Below are 19,445 nucleotides of genomic sequence, written 5' to 3'. Positions count from 1 at the left end.
CTCGCACCCGCGGTCCGCTGCGCGAAATGCACACGCAGAAAGAACCGCACAGCAGCATACAGGTGGTGCCAATCACTCGGCCTTCCCTGCGCGATGGTCGGACGGCTTATGCCGTGCTCTCCCGGGAGCCGAACTTTCCTTCTGGCCTCCCTCGCCCCGCGAATTGACGATGCGGTCTACCCGGTTGGGCTCGCTCGCATCTTCGAAAAGCTTGACCGTAGCAACGACGGCCAGGACCACACGGTTTTGCCGTACGCGTTCAGCGCCGCTCGTCTGCACGCGGGGTTCGGGCTCACAGGGACGACCCGCCCTGCCCGTCCCATCTCGTGCCGTCGCTGCCGCGTCCACCGCAACCCGGCTCGCGATCAAGACGACGACGAGATCGCCCCTCCTGGTGAGCCGGGATGCGCAACACATACGCCGAAACCGAATTTCGGTAAAGTGGAATATTTTTGCGCGGGTGGATTGACAGGGGGCGACACAGACGAGGTTGCGTAGGGTGGGCAAAGCGAAGCGTGCCCAGGTATCTTTCGCGACCGAGAGAGATCGTGGGCACGGCGCAAGTGCGCCTTTGCCCACCCTACGAGAACCTCCGAATTCCCCTATCCCGCGCGGCGGGCGCGGGCCCTGGTTTCCCAACGGTTCAGCATCTGGCCGAGCTCGCCCGTGACCACGGGGATGGCCGTGATGGCGCTGGTGATCTCGTTGGTGTTAGCGGGCGCGCTTGCGGGCAGCCAATCCGGCTCGGTGTATTCGCGCCAGCGGCGGGCTTCCGCGCGCCGTTTGTTTGAGATGTGGTCACGCGTGAAATAGCCGGCCGCGAATGCGATCCCCAGCAACACGATCAATACGATGACGCCAGCCACGTTCAACTCCGTTCATCGCCCCCGGACGGGGTCTGCAGGGCAATGCGCGCGAAATCATGGCTTGAACCGGGCCGAATGCGTTGCATGCCGCGCTGCCGCAAGCAAAATTTTCCTCGAGCCTGCGGAACATTTTCGAGCCCTGCACACGGCGCAAGGCGGACGCAAAGCGCACCCGCTCCAAACGCATTCGAGTATGACGGGATTGCGGCCCCCGACATCGTGCGAGAGTAATTCCATCCTCGCAACGAGCGCCGGACCGCATTAACCTCCGCCTGCTTGGCCGGATCAACCGGCCGGTCGAACGATATTGGGAGGACGCGATGACACGCCAAGAACAGCGTGAGCAGGAGCTTGCGCTTTCACGACGAACACTTGTCCGGGGGCTTGCGCTTGGCGCCGCCGCTACCGTCGCCGGCCCCGCGCTGGCCCAGACCGGACCCGCCGCACCGCCGACCACCATCACCACCCCGCCGCGCGATTTCGACCGCACGGCGCGCCGACCACTTATTTCTGGGACCCCGACATCATCGCGGTCGATCCCTCCTTCAACGATCTCGCGCAGCCCAACACCGCGATCAAGCGTCTCTACACCGGCTTGCTGTGGGCCGAGGGCCCGGCATGGAGCGCGCAAGGACGATATCTGTTGTGGAGCGACATTCCCAACAACCGGCAAATGCGCTGGAGCGAAGACGACGGCCGGGTCAGCGTGTTTCGAACCCCGTCCAACAATTCCAACGGCAACTCGTTCGACTTCCAGGGCCGCCAGCTCTCCTGCGAGCATCTGACCCGCCGGGTGACGCGCTACGAGCATGACGGCACCGCCACGGTGCTGGCCGACTCCTATCAGGGCAAGAAGCTGAACTCGCCGAACGATGTCGCCGCGCATCCCGACGGCAGCTACTGGTTCACCGATCCGCCCTATGGCGGCCAGCTCTATGAAGGCGAGCCCGACGTCGCGGGCGGCCCGAGCAATGCGGGCGGCAAGCTCAATCCGCGGATCGGGCAGCCGGCCGGCTTCACACCGGGCAGGCGCGAGCTGCCGACCAATTGCTATCGCATCGATCCCTCGGGCCGCGTCGACCTCGTCGTCACCGAGGAGCAGGTGCCAGATCCGAACGGCCTCTGCTTCTCGCCCGACTACAAGAAGCTCTACATTGCCTCCACCGGCAAGGGACCGGGCGATACCGGCCCCGGCGGCAAGGGCGAAATCTTCGTGTTCGACGTCGGCAGCGACAACAAGCTGTCCAATCTCAAGAAGTTCAGCGATTGCGTGGTCGACGGCGTGAAGTGCGGGCCGGACGGCCTGCGCTGCGACGTCAACGGCAATCTATGGGCCTCGAGCAATGCCGGCCGCGCTGTCGGCTATAGCGGCGTGACGGTGTGGTCGCCCGAGGGCAAGCTGCTCGGCCGCATCCGCCTGCCGGAAGTGTGCGGCAACGTCTGCTTCGGCGGCCCCAAGCGCAACCGCCTGTTCATGGCCGCGAGCCAGTCGCTCTACGCGGTGTTCACGGCGACGCAAGGCGCAGGGCCGGGCTGAGCGGCACAGGCATGGTGACGACACGGCGCCGGCGTATCCCGCTGGCGCCGCATTGTCCCGACGGTCGTCCCACTGCATCGACGGGACCATGGAGGTGACTCCCGGACAGAGCGCGTGATAATTGAGCCATGGCAGACAAGATTCGCGTCGTTGTTCTCTATGGTGGCAGGTCAGGTGAGCATGAGGTCTCGCTGAAATCCGCCGCCTCCGTGCTCAGGCATCTCGACCGCTCGCGCTTCGAGATCATTCCCGTTTCCATCGACAAGGCAGGACGGTGGCAATGGAACGATCTGCATGCGATCGATCAGGCGCAGGCGGCGTCCTTGCCGATCCTGTCCGACGCACCGGAGATACGCCTCGCCCGAAGACCCGACGGACGCTGCGCGCTCATGAGGATCTCGGAAAGCGGAGCTGACGCGCTCGATATCGACGTGGTCTTTCCGGTGCTCCACGGGCCGCTCTGCGAGGACGGCGCCGTGCAGGGCCTCCTCGAACTGGCTGAGGTTGCCTATGTCGGGTCGGGCGTTCTAGCCTCCGCCGTCAGCATGGACAAGGATGTCGCCAAACGCCTCGCCGGATTGGCCGGCATTCCGGTCGCGCCCTATCGCGTGCTGACCCGCAAGGCCTTCGCCCGGGACCGCGCCGCGTCGGTCACCAAGGCGACCGAGGACCTGGCGCTCCCGGTCTTCGTCAAGCCTTGCAACATGGGCTCCAGCGTCGGCATCCACAAGGTCAAGACGTGGGATGCGCTCGGCGCGGCGCTCGACGATGCGTTCCGCTATGACGTCAAGGTGCTGGTCGAACAGGGGATAGACGCCCGAGAGATCGAGGTCGCGGTGCTCGATGGCGAGACGCCGTTCGCGAGCGTCGCCAGCGAGCTCAATCCCAACGCCCATCACGAATTCTACTCGTATGAGGCCAAGTATCTGGACCCCGACGGCGCCCGGGTCGACCTTCCGGCCAAGCTCGACGCCGCCCAGATGGCGCGCGTGCGCATGCTCGCGGTGCAGGTCTTCGCGGCCCTCGAATGCAGCGACCTCGCGCGCGTCGACTTCTTCCTCGACCGGCACTCCGGTGAATTCTATTTCAACGAGATCAACACCCTGCCCGGCTTCACGTCGATCAGCATGTACCCGAAGATGATGGAAGCCTCCGGCGTACCCTATGGCGAACTGCTGACTCGTCTCGTCAACCTGGCACTGGATCGGCACCTGCAGCGTCGATCGCTGGAACGCACCTACGCAAGCTAGGTTATCTGTCGGCACAGGCGACACCTGATCGCCGCGCGAAGCATGCGACGCGCGGAGCCGCTCCCGCCGCGGCCGGAGGATCCAGATGGATGATCGATCAGAACCGACCGGCAGCCTGATGCAGGACGATGGCTTCGTCCGGGTGCGGGGCGCACGCGAGCACAATCTCAGGAACGTCGATGTTCGCATTCCCCGCAACGCGCTCGTGGTATTCACGGGCGTGTCGGGCTCCGGCAAATCCTCGCTCGCCTTTGGAACGATCTACGCCGAGGCGCAGCGGCGCTATCTGGAGTCGGTATCGCCCTACGCGCGTCGGCTCTTCCACCAGATGCAAGTCCCTGAGGTCGACGACATCGAGGGCCTGCCGCCCGCGGTCGCGCTTCAGCAGCAGCGTGGAGCGCCGACAACGCGGTCGTCGGTCGGCAGCGTCACCACCATCTCGAACCTGCTGCGAATGCTCTATTCCCGCGCCGGCGACTATCCGCGGGGACAATCGATGCTCTACGCGGAGGCGTTCTCGCCAAACACGCCGGAGGGCGCCTGCCCGACCTGCCACGGTATCGGCCGGATGCTCGATGTGACCGAAAAGTCTATGGTGCCCGACGACACCAAGACGATCCGCGAGCGAGCGGTCGCGGCCTGGCCGAGCGCTTGGCAAGGACAGAACCTCCGGGACATCCTGACGACTCTCGGCTACGACGTCGACAAGCCCTGGCGCGAGATCCCGAAGAAGGACCGCGACTGGATCCTGTTTACCGAGGAGCAGCCGACCGTTCCGGTCTATGCCGGCTACGACGCAGCCGAGGTCAGACGCGCCCTGCGCCGCAAGGAAGAGCCGAGCTATCAAGGGACGTTCACCGGCGCCAAGCGCTACGTGATGCAGACCTACGCCAAGTCCGAGAGCGCGATGATGAAGCGCCGCGTCGCGCAATTCATGATCACGCGCGACTGCCCGACCTGCCATGGCACAAGGTTGAAGCCCGAGGCCCTCAAGGTCAGGTTCGCCGGACTCAACATCGCCGAAATGTCGCACCTGCCGCTCTCGCAGCTGCACCGGCTCATTCAGCCGTTTGCAGGAGCATCTGCGGACAGGTCGGAGAAGGCCGTTGTCGCCAGACGCATCTGCGACGATCTTTCGGCCCGGCTCGCCGTCTTGCTCGACCTCGGCCTCGGCTATCTCGCCTGCGAGCGCAGCACGCCGACGCTGTCGCCGGGCGAGCTGCAACGGTTGCGGCTTGCAACCCAGGTCCGCTCCAACCTGTTCGGCGTCGTCTACGTGCTCGACGAGCCTTCCGCGGGCCTGCATCCCGCCGACACCGAGGCGCTGCTGCGGGCTCTGGACCGGCTGAAGCACGCCGGCAACTCGATCTTCGTGGTCGAGCACGAGATCGAGGTGATCCGGCACGCCGACTGGCTGGTGGACGTCGGGCCCGACGCCGGCGAAGGCGGTGGCCTCATCCTCTACAGCGGGCCGCCGGCAGGGCTCGGTGACATCGAGCAATCGCGAACGGCCCATTATCTCTCGCGACCAAGAAAGCCCCTGCCGGCCGTTCGTCGCAAACCGAAAGGGCATCTGAAGATCAGGGTGTGGTCCGCAACAATCTCCGCGGCCTCGACGTCGACATTCCCTTGGGCGTCATCGCTGGCATCACCGGCGTATCAGGGTCCGGCAAATCCAGCCTGATCAGCCAATTCCTCGTCGACACCGTCGCTGCGCATCTCGGCCACACGCTTGCTGCCGATTCCGACGACGACAGTCTGGCCGCGACGGTCGAGACATTGGGCGGCAGGATCGTTTCCGGCCTCGACCAGGTGAACCGTCTCGTCGTGGTCGACCAGAAGCCGATCGGCCGCACGCCGCGGTCCAACCTTGCGACCTATACCGGCCTGTTCGACCATGTGCGGCGGTTGTTCGCGGCAACGCCTCAGGCAAAGTCCCGCCGCTACGATGCCGGACGCTTCTCCTTCAACGTCGCCAAGGGCCGCTGTGCGACCTGCGAGGGCGAGGGTTTCGTCTGCGTCGAGCTGCTGTTCCTGCCCAGCGTCTACACGCCCTGCCCGACCTGCAAGGGCGCGCGCTACAACGACAAGACGCTCGAGGTGAAGATCCGCGGGCGATCGATCGCGGATGTGCTGGCGATGCGCGTCGACGACGCCTTCGCGTTCTTCCAAGGCGATGCCACGCTGAAGCGCTCGCTCTCGGTCGTGCGCGAGGTCGGCCTCGGCTATATCCGCCTCGGCCAGTCCGCCACCGAATTGTCCGGCGGCGAAGCCCAGCGCATCAAGCTCGCGACCGAGCTGATGCGTCCGCAGCGCGGGCACACGCTCTATGTGCTGGACGAGCCCACCACCGGCCTGCACCCGCGCGACGTCGAACGGCTGATCGCCCAGCTCGAGCGGATCGTCGACGCCGGCAGCAGCGTGATCGTGGTCGAGCACGACATGGACGTCGTGGCCCACAGCGACTGGATCATCGATCTCGGCCCCGGCGCCGGTGACGAGGGCGGCCGCATCGTCGCGGCGGGAACGCCTGAACAGGTCGCCAAGGCCGGCAGTAAGACCGCGCGCTATCTGGCCCGGCGCTTGACCCGGTGATCACGCGTCATCGCCCGCCTCGCCGTCATTTCGCATTTGCGTTCCATGCCGCGGGCGACTGCCCTCGACTTTCGCGATGTTGACTTTCCGTCGGCGCGCTCCCCATACTTCGCAAAAAGATAACAAGACCATACGACGGTTTTGAGGGAGGATAGGATGCCGACTTCACGCAGGCAGCTGCTGAAGGGTACGGCGGCTGCCGCCGCCACGCTCAGCCTCGATTGGACCCGGGCCCAGGCGCAGGCCGAGAATTTGCGCATCGGCCTGATCTACGATCTCACCGGCCCGTTCGCCGCCGGCGGCTCGGTCGCCTCCTCGGTCGGCGCGCAGATCGCCATCGACCTCGTCAACGAGAAGGGCGGCGTCGGCGGCAAATACAAGGTCGCTCCCGTTGCCGCGGATTCCCAGAGCAAACCCGACGTCGCGATCAACGAGGCCGAGCGGCTGATCAGCCAGGAGAAGATCGACATTCTCAACGGCGTCTATGCGAGCTCGCACGCGGTGCCGCTCGCGGCCAAGGTCGAGCAGCAGAAGAAGATCCTCTGGATCACGACCGCGGTCTCGACCGCCGTGTTCAAGGACAAGAACCTGCAATACGTGTTTCGCGCGCAGATTCACTCGGATCAGTACGGACAGGCCTTCGCCGCCTTCCTCACCGAGCACGCCAAGGCCAAGCTCGGCGTGGAGCCGGGCGAGGTGAAGGTCGCGCTGATCCACGAGGACGGCCCCTACGGCGTCGGCGTCGCCGCCGCTGACGAGGCCTACGCCAAGCAGGCCGGCATCCAGGTCGTGCTGCGTGAAGGCTATTCGGCTTCCGCGCCCGACTTGTCGGTGCTCGTCACCAAGATCAAGCGCGCCAGGGCGGACGTGATCTCGCACGCGGGCTACAACCCCGACATCACCCTGTTCCTGCGCCAGGCCCGCGAGAGCGGATTGCGCTTCAAGATGCTGTTCGGCGCCGGCGCGGGCTACAGCCAGCTCGACAAGCTGCGCGCGACGTTTGGGACCGACATCGACAATTTCTGCAACATCGACCCGGTGCCGGCGCAGCTGCTCGATCCCGCCAAGCTCGCGCCGGGCATGGGCGAACTGATCAAGACCATGGTCTCGCGCTATCAGGCCAAGACCGGCGCCACCGACGTGCCGCCGCATTGCTCGATGGGTTTCAACCAGACCTGGGTGCTGCTCAACAACGTGCTGCCGGTCGCCAAGGAGAAGTACGGCAGCTTCGAGCCCGAGGCCATTCGCAAAGCCGCGCTCGACGTCGACATTCCCGCCGGCGGCACCATCCAGGGCTACGGCGTGAAATTCTTCCCGCCGGGCACGCCGCTCTCCGGCCAGAACGAGCGCTCGACCCCGGTGGTGATGCAGAACGCCGGCGAGCACATCTCGGTGGTGTGGCCGACCGACATCCGCACGCGGGACCCGGTGTTCCCGCTGCCGAAGGGCTCGACCTACGGGACGTGAGGGGCGCACTCCCACCCTCCCCGGAGGGGAGGGTCGCTTCACATCGAGCGAAGCGAGAGGTGAAGCGGGGTGGGGTGATCTCTCCACATGCGCACTGCCCGATTGGAGAGATCACCCCACCCCGCTCGCGCTGCGCGCGACCGATCCTCCCCTCCAGGGGAGGATCAGAGAGCAACTCCGCGATCCCGTCGCGGCAACGAGCTCCCCTACAACACCACCCGTCGTCCCTCCTCCGCCGCCCAATACCCCGCATAGTTCACCTTGATCGTCTCATACGCGAGCGCGAGGTCCGACAGCGGCTGTCGTCCGGTCGCAGCGCATTCCATGAAGTCCTGGATCTCCTGCAGATAGCCGCGCGTCCACTCCTCCTCGAGGCAGACATATTGCCAGCCGGTCTTGCGGTCGACTTTCTCGGTGATGTAAACGCCCGCGAGCTTTTCCTCGCTGGTCTGGTAGCTCATCAGATGATTGTTGGGGGTGATGTTGGCGAACAGCGAGCCGCCGGACGTGTAGGTCTCGATCAGATTGCGCACGCCGCCCATGATCATGTCGCCGGAGAACACGGTGGCCTTGGTGCCGTCGGAGAAGGTCGCGGTGAGGGTGCCCCAGTCCTCGACGTCGACGGGATTGGCCTTGATGTAGGTGCGCTCCTCGGGCTTGAGGCCGGCGGCGACGTTGCCGACGTCACAGGTGACGCTGGCGACGCGGATGGTCTCGCCGCGCGCCTTGGCCTCGATCTGCTTGAGATAAAGCACGGCCGAGAGCGGGTGGCAGCCCATGCGGATCAGCGAGCCGCCGCCGGTCATCGCCCATTGCGCGGCATGGGCCGCATGCGAGCCGGAATGGCTCTCCTCGCCCTTCATGAACAGGATCTTGTCCTTGGTCGCCCTGATGATCTCCGCCATCTTGGTCACCGCGGGCGCATAGACCCAGTCCTCGGCATACATGAAGAGTTTGCCGGTGCGCTCGATCGCCGCGCGCGTGTTGTCCATCTCCTCCAGCACGCGCTGGTACATCAGCGCCTTCGGCACGTGCTTGCCGATCGGCTGGGTGTCGCCGTCGCGGCCGAAATAGCCGGCGAAAGGCTTTTCGCAGATCACGTGCTTGCCGGCCTGCATCGCCGCAACGGTCATTTCCGCATGAAGATTGGGCGGGGTGCAGATGTCGACGACGTCGATCGCGTCGTCCGCGATCAAATCGGCGAAGCTGCGATAGACCCGTGCAATGTTGTGGCGGCTGGCGAATTCGATGACAGGGTCACCCCGCGCGGCAACCGCGGCAACCTCGACATCGACGCCATAGACGCGCCGGAACGCGTACATGTGCAGCTCCGCCACGAAGCCGCAGCCGACGAGCCCCACCCTGATCCCAGCCATAGCCCCTCACCTTTGCTTTCGGCGGCACTATAGCGCGCGGGCCGGCCTATTCCACGGAGACCCGCACCACGCCGGCGCTCATCATGCCGAGCGCACGGGCGGCCGGCACCGAGAGATCGACGATCCGGCCGCGAATGAAGGGGCCGCGATCATTGACGCGGCACTGGATCGAGCGGCTGCCATAGGACACCCTGAGCACGCTGCCGAACGGGCGCGTGCGGTGCGCGCAGGTCAGCTCGCCGCCCTTGCCGGCTTTCCCATAGCCGTAATACGAGGCAAGCCCACTTTCGGCCTGGGCAACGGACATTGCAGAAAGCGAAAAGCTGGCCAGAGAGAAGAATAGCGTGGTTTGCGCGCGCACGGCACCGCTCCCGGTTGGCCCCGCCCGGCGCTGCAAACGTCGCTTGTTCCCTCCGGTTCCAAGAAGACTGCCGCGCAAGGCGCGGCCGCGCCATCACAGATTATTTCCGTCTGCGAAGATCCGCTTGTACTGCATGTGACGTCCGGGCGCTCAACCGAAGAGGGCGGCGGGGATGCACGGACTTTGCCTCAAAGCCGCCCCGCCCTATCTCGCCACGATCGTGCTCATGCAGTTCGCCTGCATGAGCCGATCGCCTGGCTCTCCCGCCACCCTACGCGACACTCACCAATATCGGCGGTAATAGTGACGGTGATAGACCCGATACGGCCGGTAATAGCCATAGCCGTAGTACGGACGGTAGGGCCGGTAATAGCGCGGATAGGCATAGACCGGCGCGTAGCCGTAGCCGTAATAGGCGGGGGCATAACCATAGCCATAGCCGTAGCCTGGATAGCCGTAGCCGCCGTAATAATAGGGTCTGCCGTAATAGCCATACGGCGCGCCGCCGGCGATGGCGCCGCCGATGATTGCACCTGCCGCGAGGCCACCAAGGGCCAATCCCCATCCACCGCCACGCCAATGCACCGGCGTGACGTCGTCGCCGACCGCGGCCTTCATGGTCGCGACGTTGGTCGGCAGCGGGGCCGCCGCCGCCTGCTGGAGTTGACCCGCGATGACCACGCCGGCCAGCGAACAGGCAATTGCCGTTTTCCAGAACCTCATCGTCTCAGCTCCTGTTTGACGTTTCGCTTGGAAAAGGATCGCAGCGGCATGATCGGTCATCGTTGCGCTAAGTCAAAGCCCGGGTCTTCGAGCCGGAATTTGCGTGCGGCGCACAAGTCCCATTCATACCTCCTTGCGAGAAGGCCGCCGGCATGCGAAGCGCCCGAACCACCCGCCGCCCGGCGTCGCCGCCGCGATGCCGGAGCCCGGCGGGCAGAGCATTAAGCTTCCCGCGTTCGCAACCAACAACCTACTTCACGATTTACTATGCGTACCGTTACTATCTGTTCCAAGGGCGCGGGGCTTCTCGCGACAAATGGCCTCGACCTGCGCGGGGCGTGAGTGGGAGGATGACATGAGTGCCGTCGGTAATGAGCCGCTCGCCCGTCAGGCGCTGGCGTTCGTCCTGGCTGGTGGACGCGGCAGCCGGCTCCTGGAGCTGACTGACCGGCGCGCCAAGCCCGCCGTCTATTTCGGCGGCAAGTCCCGCATCATCGATTTCGCGCTGTCGAATGCCGTCAATTCAGGCATCCGCCGCATCGCAGTCGCCACCCAATACAAGGCACACAGCCTGATCCGGCATCTTCAGATGGGCTGGAACTTCTTCCGCCCCGAGCGCAACGAGAGTTTCGACATCCTCCCGGCGAGCCAGCGCGTCTCCGAGAACATGTGGTATGTCGGCACGGCGGATGCGGTCTACCAGAATATCGACATCATCGAATCCCACGCCTGCCGCTTCATCGTGGTGCTCGCAGGCGACCACATCTATAAGATGGACTACGAGGTGATGCTGCGCCAGCACGTCGAGAGCGGCGCCGACGTCACAGTCGGCTGCCTCGAGATGCCGCGGACGGAATCCTCCGGCTTCGGCATCATGCATGTCGACGAGAACGGCTGGATTCAGGAGTTTCTGGAGAAGCCGAAGGATCCGCCGCCGATGCCGGGCAAGCCGGACGTCTCGCTCGCCAGCATGGGCATCTACGTCTTCGACGCAAGATTCCTGTTCGACCAGCTCAGGCGCGACGCCGAGGACCCGGACTCCAACCACGATTTCGGCAAGGACATCATTCCCTACCTCGTCAAGAACGGCCGCGCCATCGCGCACCAGTTCTCGACCTCCTGCGTCCGCTCCAGCCGCAACAACACCGCCTATTGGCGTGACGTCGGCACCGTCGACGCCTACTGGTCCGCCAATATCGATCTCACCGACGTGGTGCCGGAGCTCGATCTGTTCGACCGCGCCTGGCCGATCTGGTCCTATTCGGAGATCACGCCGCCGGCGAAATTCGTCCATGACGAGGAAAGCCGGCGCGGCCAGGCGGTGAGCTCGCTGGTCTCCGGCGGCTGCATCATCTCCGGCGCCTCGCTGCGCCGCTCGCTGCTGTTCACCGGCGTGCGCATCAACTCCTACGCCAATGTCGAGAACGCGGTGATCATGCCCTATGTGAATGTCGGCCGCGGGGCCCGCTTGAAGAACGTCGTGATCGATCGCGGCGTCGAGATTCCTGAAGGCCTCGTCGTCGGCGAGGATCCCGAGTTCGACGCAAAGCGATTCCGTACCACCGAACAGGGTATCTCCCTGATCACCCAGCCGATGATCGACGGGCTCAATAAATGATGCCTGTTCGCGTCCTCGCGGTCGCTTCGGAAGTCTATCCCATCGTCAAGACCGGCGGCCTCGCCGACGTCGCCGGCGCGCTGCCGATCGCACTGAAGGCGCATGGCGTCGAGATGCGCACCTTGATGCCGGGCTATCCCGACGTGATGCGACTAATATCCGGCGCAGCGGAGATCCGCAGCTGGCCGGATTATTTCGGCGGTCGCGGACGGCTGCTCGCAGGCTTCCACGAGGGGCTCGACCTGTTCGTGCTCGACGTGCCCCACCTCTATGCGCGGCCGGGCAATCCCTACGTCACCCCTGAAGGCGTCGACTGGCCCGACAATGGCGTGCGCTTCGCAGCGCTGTCGCGCGTCGCAGCCGATATCGGCCGCGGCCTCGTGCCCGCGTTCGTGCCCGACGTCGTGCACGCCCACGACTGGCAGGCCGGGCTTGCGCCCGCCTATCTGCACTATGACAATCGCCCGCGGCCCGCCACCGTGATGACCATCCACAACATGGCCTATCAGGGCAAGTTCGCGCCCGATCTGATCGGATCGATCGGCCTGCCCTGGCACTCCTTCAACGTCAATGAGCTCGAATATTTCGGCGGCATCAGCTTCCTCAAGGCCGGCCTGCAATTCGCCGACCGCATCACCACGGTGTCGCCGACCTATGCGCGGGAGATCCAGAGCGACGAGGGCGGCATGGGATTCGGCGGCCTGTTGCGCGCACGCGCAAGCGTGCTGAGCGGCATCCTCAACGGCATCGACATCTCGGTTTGGAATCCGCAGGACGATCCCCACATCGCCTACCGTTACGGCGCCGAGGACCTCGCGTTCCGGGCCGCGAATAAGGCGGTGCTGCAGCAGCAGTTCAACCTCGATTCCTCGGACGAGGCGCCGCTCCTCGGCGTCATCAGCCGGCTGTCGTGGCAGAAGGGGCTCGATCTCCTGCTCGAGGCGATCCCGACCATTTTGCGCGAAGGCATGCAGCTCGCGCTGCTCGGCAGCGGCGACCGCGATCTGCAGGACCGCTATCAGGCCGTGGCCCGCGCCAATCCCGGCCGCATCGGCGTCGTGATCGGCTATGACGAAATCCTGGCGCATCTGCTCCAGGCCGGCTCGGACGCGCTGATCGTGCCCTCGCGCTTCGAGCCATGCGGCCTCACCCAGCTCTGCGCGCTACGCTATGGCGCCGTCCCGATCGTCTCGCGCGTCGGCGGGCCTCGAGGACACCATCGTCGATGTGGACGAGGCCGCCGCCTCCGGCCGCAAGGCCACCGGTTTCAAGTTCGCACCCGTGACGGCGGAGGCCCTCGCCGGCAGCTTACGCAAGGCCAACGCCGCCTTCCACGACAAGCAGACCTGGCGCCGGCTGCAACGAAACGGCCTTGCGACCGACGTCTCCTGGCGTGGCCGCGCCGGCGACTATGCCGCACTGTATCGTGATCTGATGGCGGCGCGCGCCTGAAGATGACCATCGGCGAATCCATGTTATAGAGCCGGCATGGACCCCTTCGTCATCAAGCTGATCGGCTTTGCCGCCGCCACCTGCACCACCGTGGCCTACGCGCCGCAAGCCATCAAGGTGTGGAAGACCCGCTCCACCGGCGACATCTCGCTCGGCATGTTCCTGGTCATGGTGCTCGGCCTCGCGCTCTGGCTGATCTACGGCCTGCTCTCGGGCGATGGGCCGCTGATTGCCTCGAACGCCGTCACCATGCTGCTCGCCGGCGGCATCCTGGTGATGAAGCTGCGATACGGGTGAGGTTGCAGCTGCGTAGGGTGGATTAGTCGAAGGCGTAGTCCACCACCTCAATTGCGGCCCGACGGTGGATTACGCTTCGCTAGTCCACCCTACGAACTCACCCAAACACATACGACGCCATCGCGACACCCGCGACCTCGTCGACGAAGACGCGCCTGCCGACATCGCTGCCGGCGGCCCCGGCGGCCACCATCAGCGGCAGCAGATGATCTTCGCGCGGATGCGCCAGGCGCGCACTTGGTGCGTGCTCCCAATCAACCAGCATCGCGTTACGGCGGCCCGGATCCGGGTTGCTGATCGCCTCGTTCAGATAGGCCTCGAAATCGTAGGAGACCGGCTTGGACTCCGGCCGGTTGAAGCCGCGCATGTTGTGATAGGTCAGCCCGCTGCCGACGATCAGGATGCCTTCGTCGCGGAGCGAGGCGATGGCTTCGCCGACCTTGATGTGCTCGGCCGCATCGTAAGCAGACTTCAGCGACAGCAGCACGATCGGCATGTCGGCGTTCGGATACATCAAGCCGAGCGGCACGAAGGTGCCGTGATCAAACCCCTGATTGGGATCTTCCCGGCAATCGAGGCCGGCTCGCATCAGCAGCGCCTTCACTTGCGCGGCGAGCTCCGGCCTGCCCGGCGCCGGATATTTGAGGTGGTAGGTATGCTCGGGGAAACCGTAATAATCGTACACCATCGGCGGCTGCGCCGAGGTCGACACGGTGAAGGCGTCGGCCTCCCAATGGCCGGTGATGACGAGCACGGCCTTCGGCCTTTCCGGGAGCAGCTGCGGCAGCCGGCCGAACTCCGCGGCGGTCTTGGCATATTGCACCCGCCTGTCCTCCATGAACGGCCAGGGGCCGCCGCCATGCGACAGGAAGAGCGTCGGAAATCGCGTCATGTTCGTCTCATCGGCAATATGCGCGCCGGTGCCGGCGCGACCGGCGGCGAGCATAGGCAAACCGGCATGGTTAGCAAGTCGTTAACGATTTGCCGCCCAAAATCTCAGGCGTGGCCGAAGCAGTCGGCCCGAAGACAAGTGGGACGTGAGATGAGGAAGTTTGCGCTGGGGGACGTCGTCAACAGTGACAAGGGCCGCCGCGGCATCGTGCGCGCCGCCTTCAAGTCGCGCGAAGGCCAGCAATTCTACGCCGTCGAGAAGGACGGCGCGATGGATTATCTGGAGGAAGACCGGCTGACGCCGGCACCGCGCGTCGAGCTCGCCGCTTAATTCCACTGCATCTCATCGCGCTAGCGCGTGAGCCGGTCCAGACGCTCCGCGGCGGGATCGTCCCCGCTCGCGATGCGATCGTTGGCGATCAGCAACAGACGATCGCGACCGGCCTCCGCGTCCCAGTGCGGCAGACCGGGACCGTTGGGATCGCCGCTCCTGGCGAAGTTGATCCAATAGGACCGCATGCGGCTTGCGACCTCGCGATCGCCTCGCGCGAAGATGCCAGCTCCGGGCACGCCTTCCGCACCGAAAATGAACTGCAACTCGCGCCCGTGCCCGCCCTCCGGGCTGGCACGCCGGGCCTCCGGCACATAGGCGAAGCGATAGCGAAAGGTCGCTGCGCCGCTTGCGGCATGCAGGCGCGCCAGTAGCCTTGCGGGCTCGGAAAAGACCTTGTCGGTATAGAACCTTGCCGCAAGCTCTGACGGCTGGACGAGACCCGGATAGAGCTCGCGCAGCTCATCGCTCGTGAGGCCTGACGATGCGACCTCCTCCTTGATATCGGACTCGCTGTCGAAACCCGTCTCGTCATCGTTCGAGCCGATGATGAGGGGAATGCGGCTTTGATGTCTGGCCGCAAAGCCGGCGGCAATATCCTCTGTCACCAGACTTCCATCTCTCATCGGCGCGAAGCTGCGCCGCGAGGTCTGCAACAGACGGCTTTGGGCGGCAAGCAGGCGTCGCGGTTCGACGGCGCGCAGATCCGCCTGCGATCCCAGCGCCGCCGCGAACTGCCGGCCGACGGCCTCGGCCTCCTGCGCCGGGCGCAGATGCGCGCGGGCGGGGATCGATTGCAGAATGGCTTTCTGAAAGAGACCACGCGCTTGCGCGGACAGCATCAGAAGCGCGATCGACGTCGCACCGGCGCCGCTGCCGAACAAGGTGAGGTTGCCAGGATCGCCGCCGAAGGCCGCGATGTTGTCGTGAACCCAATGCAGCGCGGCGATCTGGTCCATCAGGCCGTAATTGCCGGAGCCGCCATCCGACAGCGCGGGATGAGCAAGCCAGCCGAGCGCGCCGAGGCGATAATTGGCGGTCACGACGATGAGGCCGGCCTGCGCCAGCCTGGCACCGTCGAACAACGGCTCGTTCGCGGTGCCGCTGACGAAGCCGCCGCCATGGATGAACATCATCACCGGCAGCGGACCGTCGACCCCGAAGGGGCGGAACACGTTCAGCGTGAGACAATCCTCGCTCGCCTCCGGCAAAGCGGGCTGAAGACACGCCGCGCCGTAGGCGTAGGCGGTGTGCATCTCCGAGCTTTCGGGCGTCGGCTGCGGCGGACGCCAGCGCAACGCGCCGACCGGCGGCGCCGCGTAGGCCAGTCCCTTGAACGATGCCACCTCGCCTTCGACGGCACCGAGCATCTGCCCTTCGCGCGTCAGCGCGAATGGAAACTGCCCGACCGGCTGAGCCACGGCCGAGCCGGCAAGCCAGAGCAATGCGGAAGCCGCAATGAGCGCAAGCAGGGATCGCATCTTCCGGGCATCTCGATGCGCAGACGGGTTCGCGCGAGGTTATGTCCGCGGCGCGCCAGCAGGCAAGCCTCGCGGCTCACTCACCGCGCTTGGCGAGAATCTCCGCCAGCGCGCGCCGCGCGACGATGCCGAGTTCGCCGAGCGTGGAGTGCCCGGCTTGCGCGGCCTCGATCAGGCGCTCGGCGATGAATCTGCGGCTGTCGTGATCGCCGCCATGCGGCAATTGCCGGCACGTCTGCTCCAGGACGACATCCATGTTCGCTTTGGTGCGCTCACTCAACTCTGGCATGACGCTCGGTCGCTACGCGTGGCTTGTAACCGCAAGCATACACAGGCAGATCGGGCATGATTAGCCCGGGTAATCACGGCCATTGTGCATCGCGATGCGTGTAGCCCCCGCGACATTCGCGCGGCCACGATGCGCCGCAAACGACCACCGAAGATTGCACTTGCTCTGATGACAAGCTGAACCTGCGGCGCTAGCCTGCCGGCAAAACGAAACACACGGGAGGAATGCCATGTCTGACGCGATGGTTGCTACACGTGCCTCCGAGGAACGCGGAACCGCTCAGCAGGTCGACGTCGCCGTGGTCGGGGCCGGCTTTGCCGGCCTCTATCTCCTGCACCGCCTGCGCAAGGCCGGCTTCAAGGTCGTCGCCCTCGAAGAGGCCGGCGACGTCGGCGGCACCTGGTATTGGAACCGCTATCCCGGAGCGCGCTGCGACATCCAGACCATCGACTACAGCTACACCTTCGATCCCGAGCTTGAGACCGCCTGGACCTGGTCGGAGAAATACGCGACTCAGCCCGAAATCCTGCGCTATCTCGGCTTCGTCGCCGACCGCTACGATCTCAGGCGCGACATCCGCTTCGGAACAAAGGTCACCGAAGCCAGATGGGACGAGACGGCGGAGCGCTGGCTGCTCACCACCGACAATGGCGACCCGGTCTCCTGCCGCCATTACATCATGGCCACCGGCTGCCTCTCGGCGCCGAAGCCGCCGGAGATCGACGGCGTCAAGGATTTCAAGGGCGAGGTCTATTTCACCGGACGCTGGCCGCATGGCGGCGTCAATCTCGCAGGCAAGCGCGTCGCCGTGATCGGCACCGGCTCGTCGGCGATCCAGTCGATCCCGCTGATCGCCGAGCAGGCCGCCCATCTGACCGTGTTCCAGCGCACGCCGAACTTCGCACTGCCGGCGCATAACGGCCCGGCCCCGTCGGACCGCATGAGCCTGCTGCAAAGCGACCGCGCCGCCTATCGCGAGCAGGCGCGCCAGTCGATGGCCGGCGTGCCCTATCCGCAGCAGACGGTCGTGAGCTGGCAATTGAGCGATGCCGAGCGCCGTGAGCGGTTCGAACGCGCCTGGGCAGCCGGCGACCTCGTCCACATCCTGACCCAGCTCTGGGCCGACCAGGCGGTCGACGTCGACGGCAACAAGATCGTCCAGGACCTGATCCGCGAGAAAATCTCGGCAGCGGTGAAGGATCCCGAAACGGCCGCAGCACTTATGCCGGACGATCACCCGTTCGGCGCCAAGCGTCCCTGCCTCGAGACCAATTATTACGCCACCTACAACCGGCCGAATGTCACGCTGGTCAATCTACGGCAGGAGCCGATCAAGGCGATCACCGACAGCGGCATCACGACGGCGAAACGCAGCTTCGACCTCGACGTCATCGTGTTCGCGACCGGGTTCGACGCCATGACCGGCGCGATCCGCGCCGTGCATCCGATCACCGGGCGCGGCGGCAAGTCGCTCACCGATGTCTGGGCGCAGGGGCCGCAGACCTATCTCGGCCTCACCGTCGCGGGCTTCCCGAACTTCTTCATGATCACCGGACCGGGCAGCCCATCGGTGCTGTCGAACATGGCGGTCTCGATCGAGCAGCATGTCGACTGGGTGGTCGACCGCCTGGCCGCGCTGCGCGATGCCGGCCTCACCACGATCGAGCCGACCGAGACGGCGCAGGCCGGCTGGAACAGGCACATGGCCGATTGTTCGATGCTGACGCTGCACCGGCTCGCCAACACCTGGTACACGGGCGCCAACGTGCCCGGCAAGGTGCAGGGCCTGATGCCCTATACCGGCGGCGTCGGCCCTTATCGCAGCATCTGCGACGAGGTGGTGAGCCGGGGCATGCTCGGCTTCAAGCTCACCGGCCCTGATGGCGCCGCGCAATGCAATGACGGCGAGGTGGTGCGGCTGCAGCCGGACGTGCGGCTGGTGCTCAACCTGCTGGCGTCGCTGAACCTGCCGCCGATCGAGTCGATGGGCGCGGAAGGCGCGCGTGCGTTCGTGAACGAGTTCAACAAGAGCCGGCCTGCGGGACGGCCGATCGGCGACATCGTCGACGGCACCCTGCCCGTCACGGGCGGCACGTTGCCTTACCGCGTCTACAAGCCGGCCACGGCGGGACCGCATCCGGTCGTGGTGTATTTCCACGGCGGCGGCTGGGTGCTCGGCGACGAGCAGTCGGACGAGCCGTTCTGCCGCGACATGGTGCGGCGGACCGGCATGATGTTCGTCAGCGTCGGCTATCGTCACGCCCCGGAGCATCGCTTCCCGACCGCGGCCGAAGACGGCTATGCGGCAACACGCTGGATCGCCGAGCACGCCGAAGAGTTCGGTGGCAAAGCGGGCCCGGTGCTGGTCGCCGGCTGGAGTGCCGGCGGCAACGTCGCTGCCGTCACCTGCCAGCTCGCACGCGACCGTGGCGGGCCCGAGATCGCCGGCCAGCTCCTGATCTGCCCGGTCACCGATTGCAGCTTCGATCGTCCCTCCTACAACGACAATGCGACCGGCTACTTCCTGACGCGCTCGCTGATGTACTGGTTCTGGGACCTCTATTGCTCGCCGGCCGACCGCACCGATCCGCGCGTCTCGCCACTGCGCGGCAAGGTCGCCGGCCTGCCGCCCGCCTTCGTGGTAACCTGCGAGTTCGATCCGTTGCGCGACGAAGGAATCGCCTATGCTGAGGCGATGTCGGCCGCAGGCGTCCCGGTCGAGCAGCTGAAGGCGCATGGCCATTTCCACTCCTCCTTCACCATGGTCGATGTGGTGATCACGGGCGTACCGGGCCGGGTGCAGATGGCGGAGGCCTTGCGTCGTTTCGCCGGGCAGGCCAGCCCGGGGCACAAGATCGCGGCGGCGGCGAGCTGATCAGGAAAAGCGACCGGGAACCTTTTCCCGGCTGCT

General features: G+C 65.6%; 13 protein-coding genes and 3 pseudogenes. 9 read left to right on the top strand and 7 right to left on the bottom strand.

What is annotated here, in order from left to right; all coding sequences use genetic code 11:
• Positions 1-602: 602 nt before the first annotated feature.
• Complete coding sequence (locus ACETMP_RS31515) at positions 603-866, bottom strand: hypothetical protein (protein WP_375159185.1); 264 nt, start codon at positions 864-866, stop codon at positions 603-605.
• A gap of 320 nt (positions 867-1,186) precedes the next feature.
• Between ACETMP_RS31515 and ACETMP_RS31510 the strand changes: the two are divergent.
• The 4 genes and pseudogenes from ACETMP_RS31510 (at position 1,187) to ACETMP_RS31495 (ending at position 7,715) form a co-directional block, all read left to right on the top strand.
• Positions 1,187-2,403: pseudogene (locus ACETMP_RS31510) on the top strand (SMP-30/gluconolactonase/LRE family protein).
• Between the two features lie 128 nt (positions 2,404-2,531).
• Entirely contained in the window at positions 2,532-3,653 is a 1,122-nt protein-coding gene (locus ACETMP_RS31505; RefSeq protein WP_375159184.1) for a D-alanine--D-alanine ligase family protein, read from the top strand.
• Positions 3,654-3,771: 118 nt separating this feature from the next.
• Positions 3,772-6,248, top strand: a pseudogene (uvrA, locus tag ACETMP_RS31500) (excinuclease ABC subunit UvrA).
• 156 nt (positions 6,249-6,404) lie between these two features.
• A complete protein-coding gene (locus ACETMP_RS31495) occupies positions 6,405-7,715 on the top strand; it encodes an ABC transporter substrate-binding protein (RefSeq protein ID WP_375159183.1) in 1,311 nt (436 codons plus the stop codon).
• A 206-nt stretch (positions 7,716-7,921) separates the two neighbouring features.
• On the opposite strand, the gene ACETMP_RS31490 is transcribed toward ACETMP_RS31495, so the two are convergent.
• The 3 genes from ACETMP_RS31490 to ACETMP_RS31480 all read right to left on the bottom strand — a co-directional run bounded on the left by ACETMP_RS31490 (position 7,922) and on the right by ACETMP_RS31480 (position 10,175).
• The gene (locus ACETMP_RS31490) at positions 7,922-9,091 is read right to left on the bottom strand and encodes a Gfo/Idh/MocA family protein (RefSeq protein WP_375159182.1); all 1,170 of its coding nucleotides are present in this window, start codon (positions 9,089-9,091) and stop codon (positions 7,922-7,924) included.
• A 46-nt stretch (positions 9,092-9,137) separates the two neighbouring features.
• Positions 9,138-9,452, bottom strand: coding sequence for a septal ring lytic transglycosylase RlpA family protein (locus ACETMP_RS31485; RefSeq protein WP_375159181.1), 315 nt, complete (start codon positions 9,450-9,452; stop codon positions 9,138-9,140).
• A 282-nt stretch (positions 9,453-9,734) separates the two neighbouring features.
• The gene (locus tag ACETMP_RS31480; protein WP_375159180.1) at positions 9,735-10,175 is read right to left on the bottom strand and encodes a hypothetical protein; all 441 of its coding nucleotides are present in this window, start codon (positions 10,173-10,175) and stop codon (positions 9,735-9,737) included.
• 355 nt (positions 10,176-10,530) lie between these two features.
• Between ACETMP_RS31480 and glgC the strand changes: the two genes are divergently transcribed.
• The 3 genes and pseudogenes from glgC (at position 10,531) to ACETMP_RS31465 (ending at position 13,542) form a co-directional block, all read left to right on the top strand.
• On the top strand, positions 10,531-11,793 hold the full coding sequence (gene glgC / locus ACETMP_RS31475) for a glucose-1-phosphate adenylyltransferase (RefSeq protein ID WP_375159179.1): 1,263 nt from the start codon (positions 10,531-10,533) through the stop codon (positions 11,791-11,793).
• Positions 11,790-13,245: pseudogene (gene glgA, locus ACETMP_RS31470) on the top strand (glycogen synthase GlgA). The gene glgC and the pseudogene glgA overlap by 4 nt, the downstream one beginning before the upstream one ends.
• Before the next feature lie 36 nt (positions 13,246-13,281).
• A complete protein-coding gene (locus ACETMP_RS31465) occupies positions 13,282-13,542 on the top strand; it encodes a SemiSWEET transporter (RefSeq protein WP_375159178.1) in 261 nt (86 codons plus the stop codon).
• Between the two features lie 97 nt (positions 13,543-13,639).
• On the opposite strand, the gene ACETMP_RS31460 is transcribed toward ACETMP_RS31465, so the two are convergent.
• On the bottom strand, positions 13,640-14,434 hold the full coding sequence (locus tag ACETMP_RS31460) for a DODA-type extradiol aromatic ring-opening family dioxygenase (protein ID WP_375159177.1): 795 nt from the start codon (positions 14,432-14,434) through the stop codon (positions 13,640-13,642).
• 150 nt (positions 14,435-14,584) lie between these two features.
• Between ACETMP_RS31460 and ACETMP_RS31455 the strand changes: the two genes are divergently transcribed.
• Positions 14,585-14,764: a hypothetical protein gene (locus ACETMP_RS31455; RefSeq protein WP_126255372.1), complete on the top strand. Its 180-nt coding sequence runs from the start codon at positions 14,585-14,587 to the stop codon at positions 14,762-14,764.
• A 20-nt stretch (positions 14,765-14,784) separates the two neighbouring features.
• On the opposite strand, the gene ACETMP_RS31450 is transcribed toward ACETMP_RS31455, so the two are convergent.
• Both ACETMP_RS31450 and ACETMP_RS31445 read right to left on the bottom strand, forming a co-directional pair.
• Positions 14,785-16,245, bottom strand: coding sequence for a carboxylesterase/lipase family protein (locus ACETMP_RS31450; RefSeq protein ID WP_375159176.1), 1,461 nt, complete (start codon positions 16,243-16,245; stop codon positions 14,785-14,787).
• A 76-nt stretch (positions 16,246-16,321) separates the two neighbouring features.
• On the bottom strand, positions 16,322-16,534 hold the full coding sequence (locus tag ACETMP_RS31445) for a hypothetical protein (RefSeq protein ID WP_028137961.1): 213 nt from the start codon (positions 16,532-16,534) through the stop codon (positions 16,322-16,324).
• Between the two features lie 229 nt (positions 16,535-16,763).
• Here ACETMP_RS31445 and ACETMP_RS31440 point away from each other — a divergent pair, with 229 nt between their 5' ends.
• The gene (locus tag ACETMP_RS31440) at positions 16,764-19,409 is read left to right on the top strand and encodes an alpha/beta hydrolase fold domain-containing protein (protein WP_375159175.1); all 2,646 of its coding nucleotides are present in this window, start codon (positions 16,764-16,766) and stop codon (positions 19,407-19,409) included.
• Positions 19,410-19,445: the final 36 nt, after the last annotated feature.

It is taken from the genome of Bradyrhizobium dasycarpum (assembly GCF_042019905.1).
GTDB lineage: Bacteria > Pseudomonadota > Alphaproteobacteria > Rhizobiales > Xanthobacteraceae > Bradyrhizobium > Bradyrhizobium japonicum_B.
The sequence above is the reverse complement of the archived record's forward strand: the minus strand, read 5'-3'. Positions and strand labels throughout refer to the sequence as shown.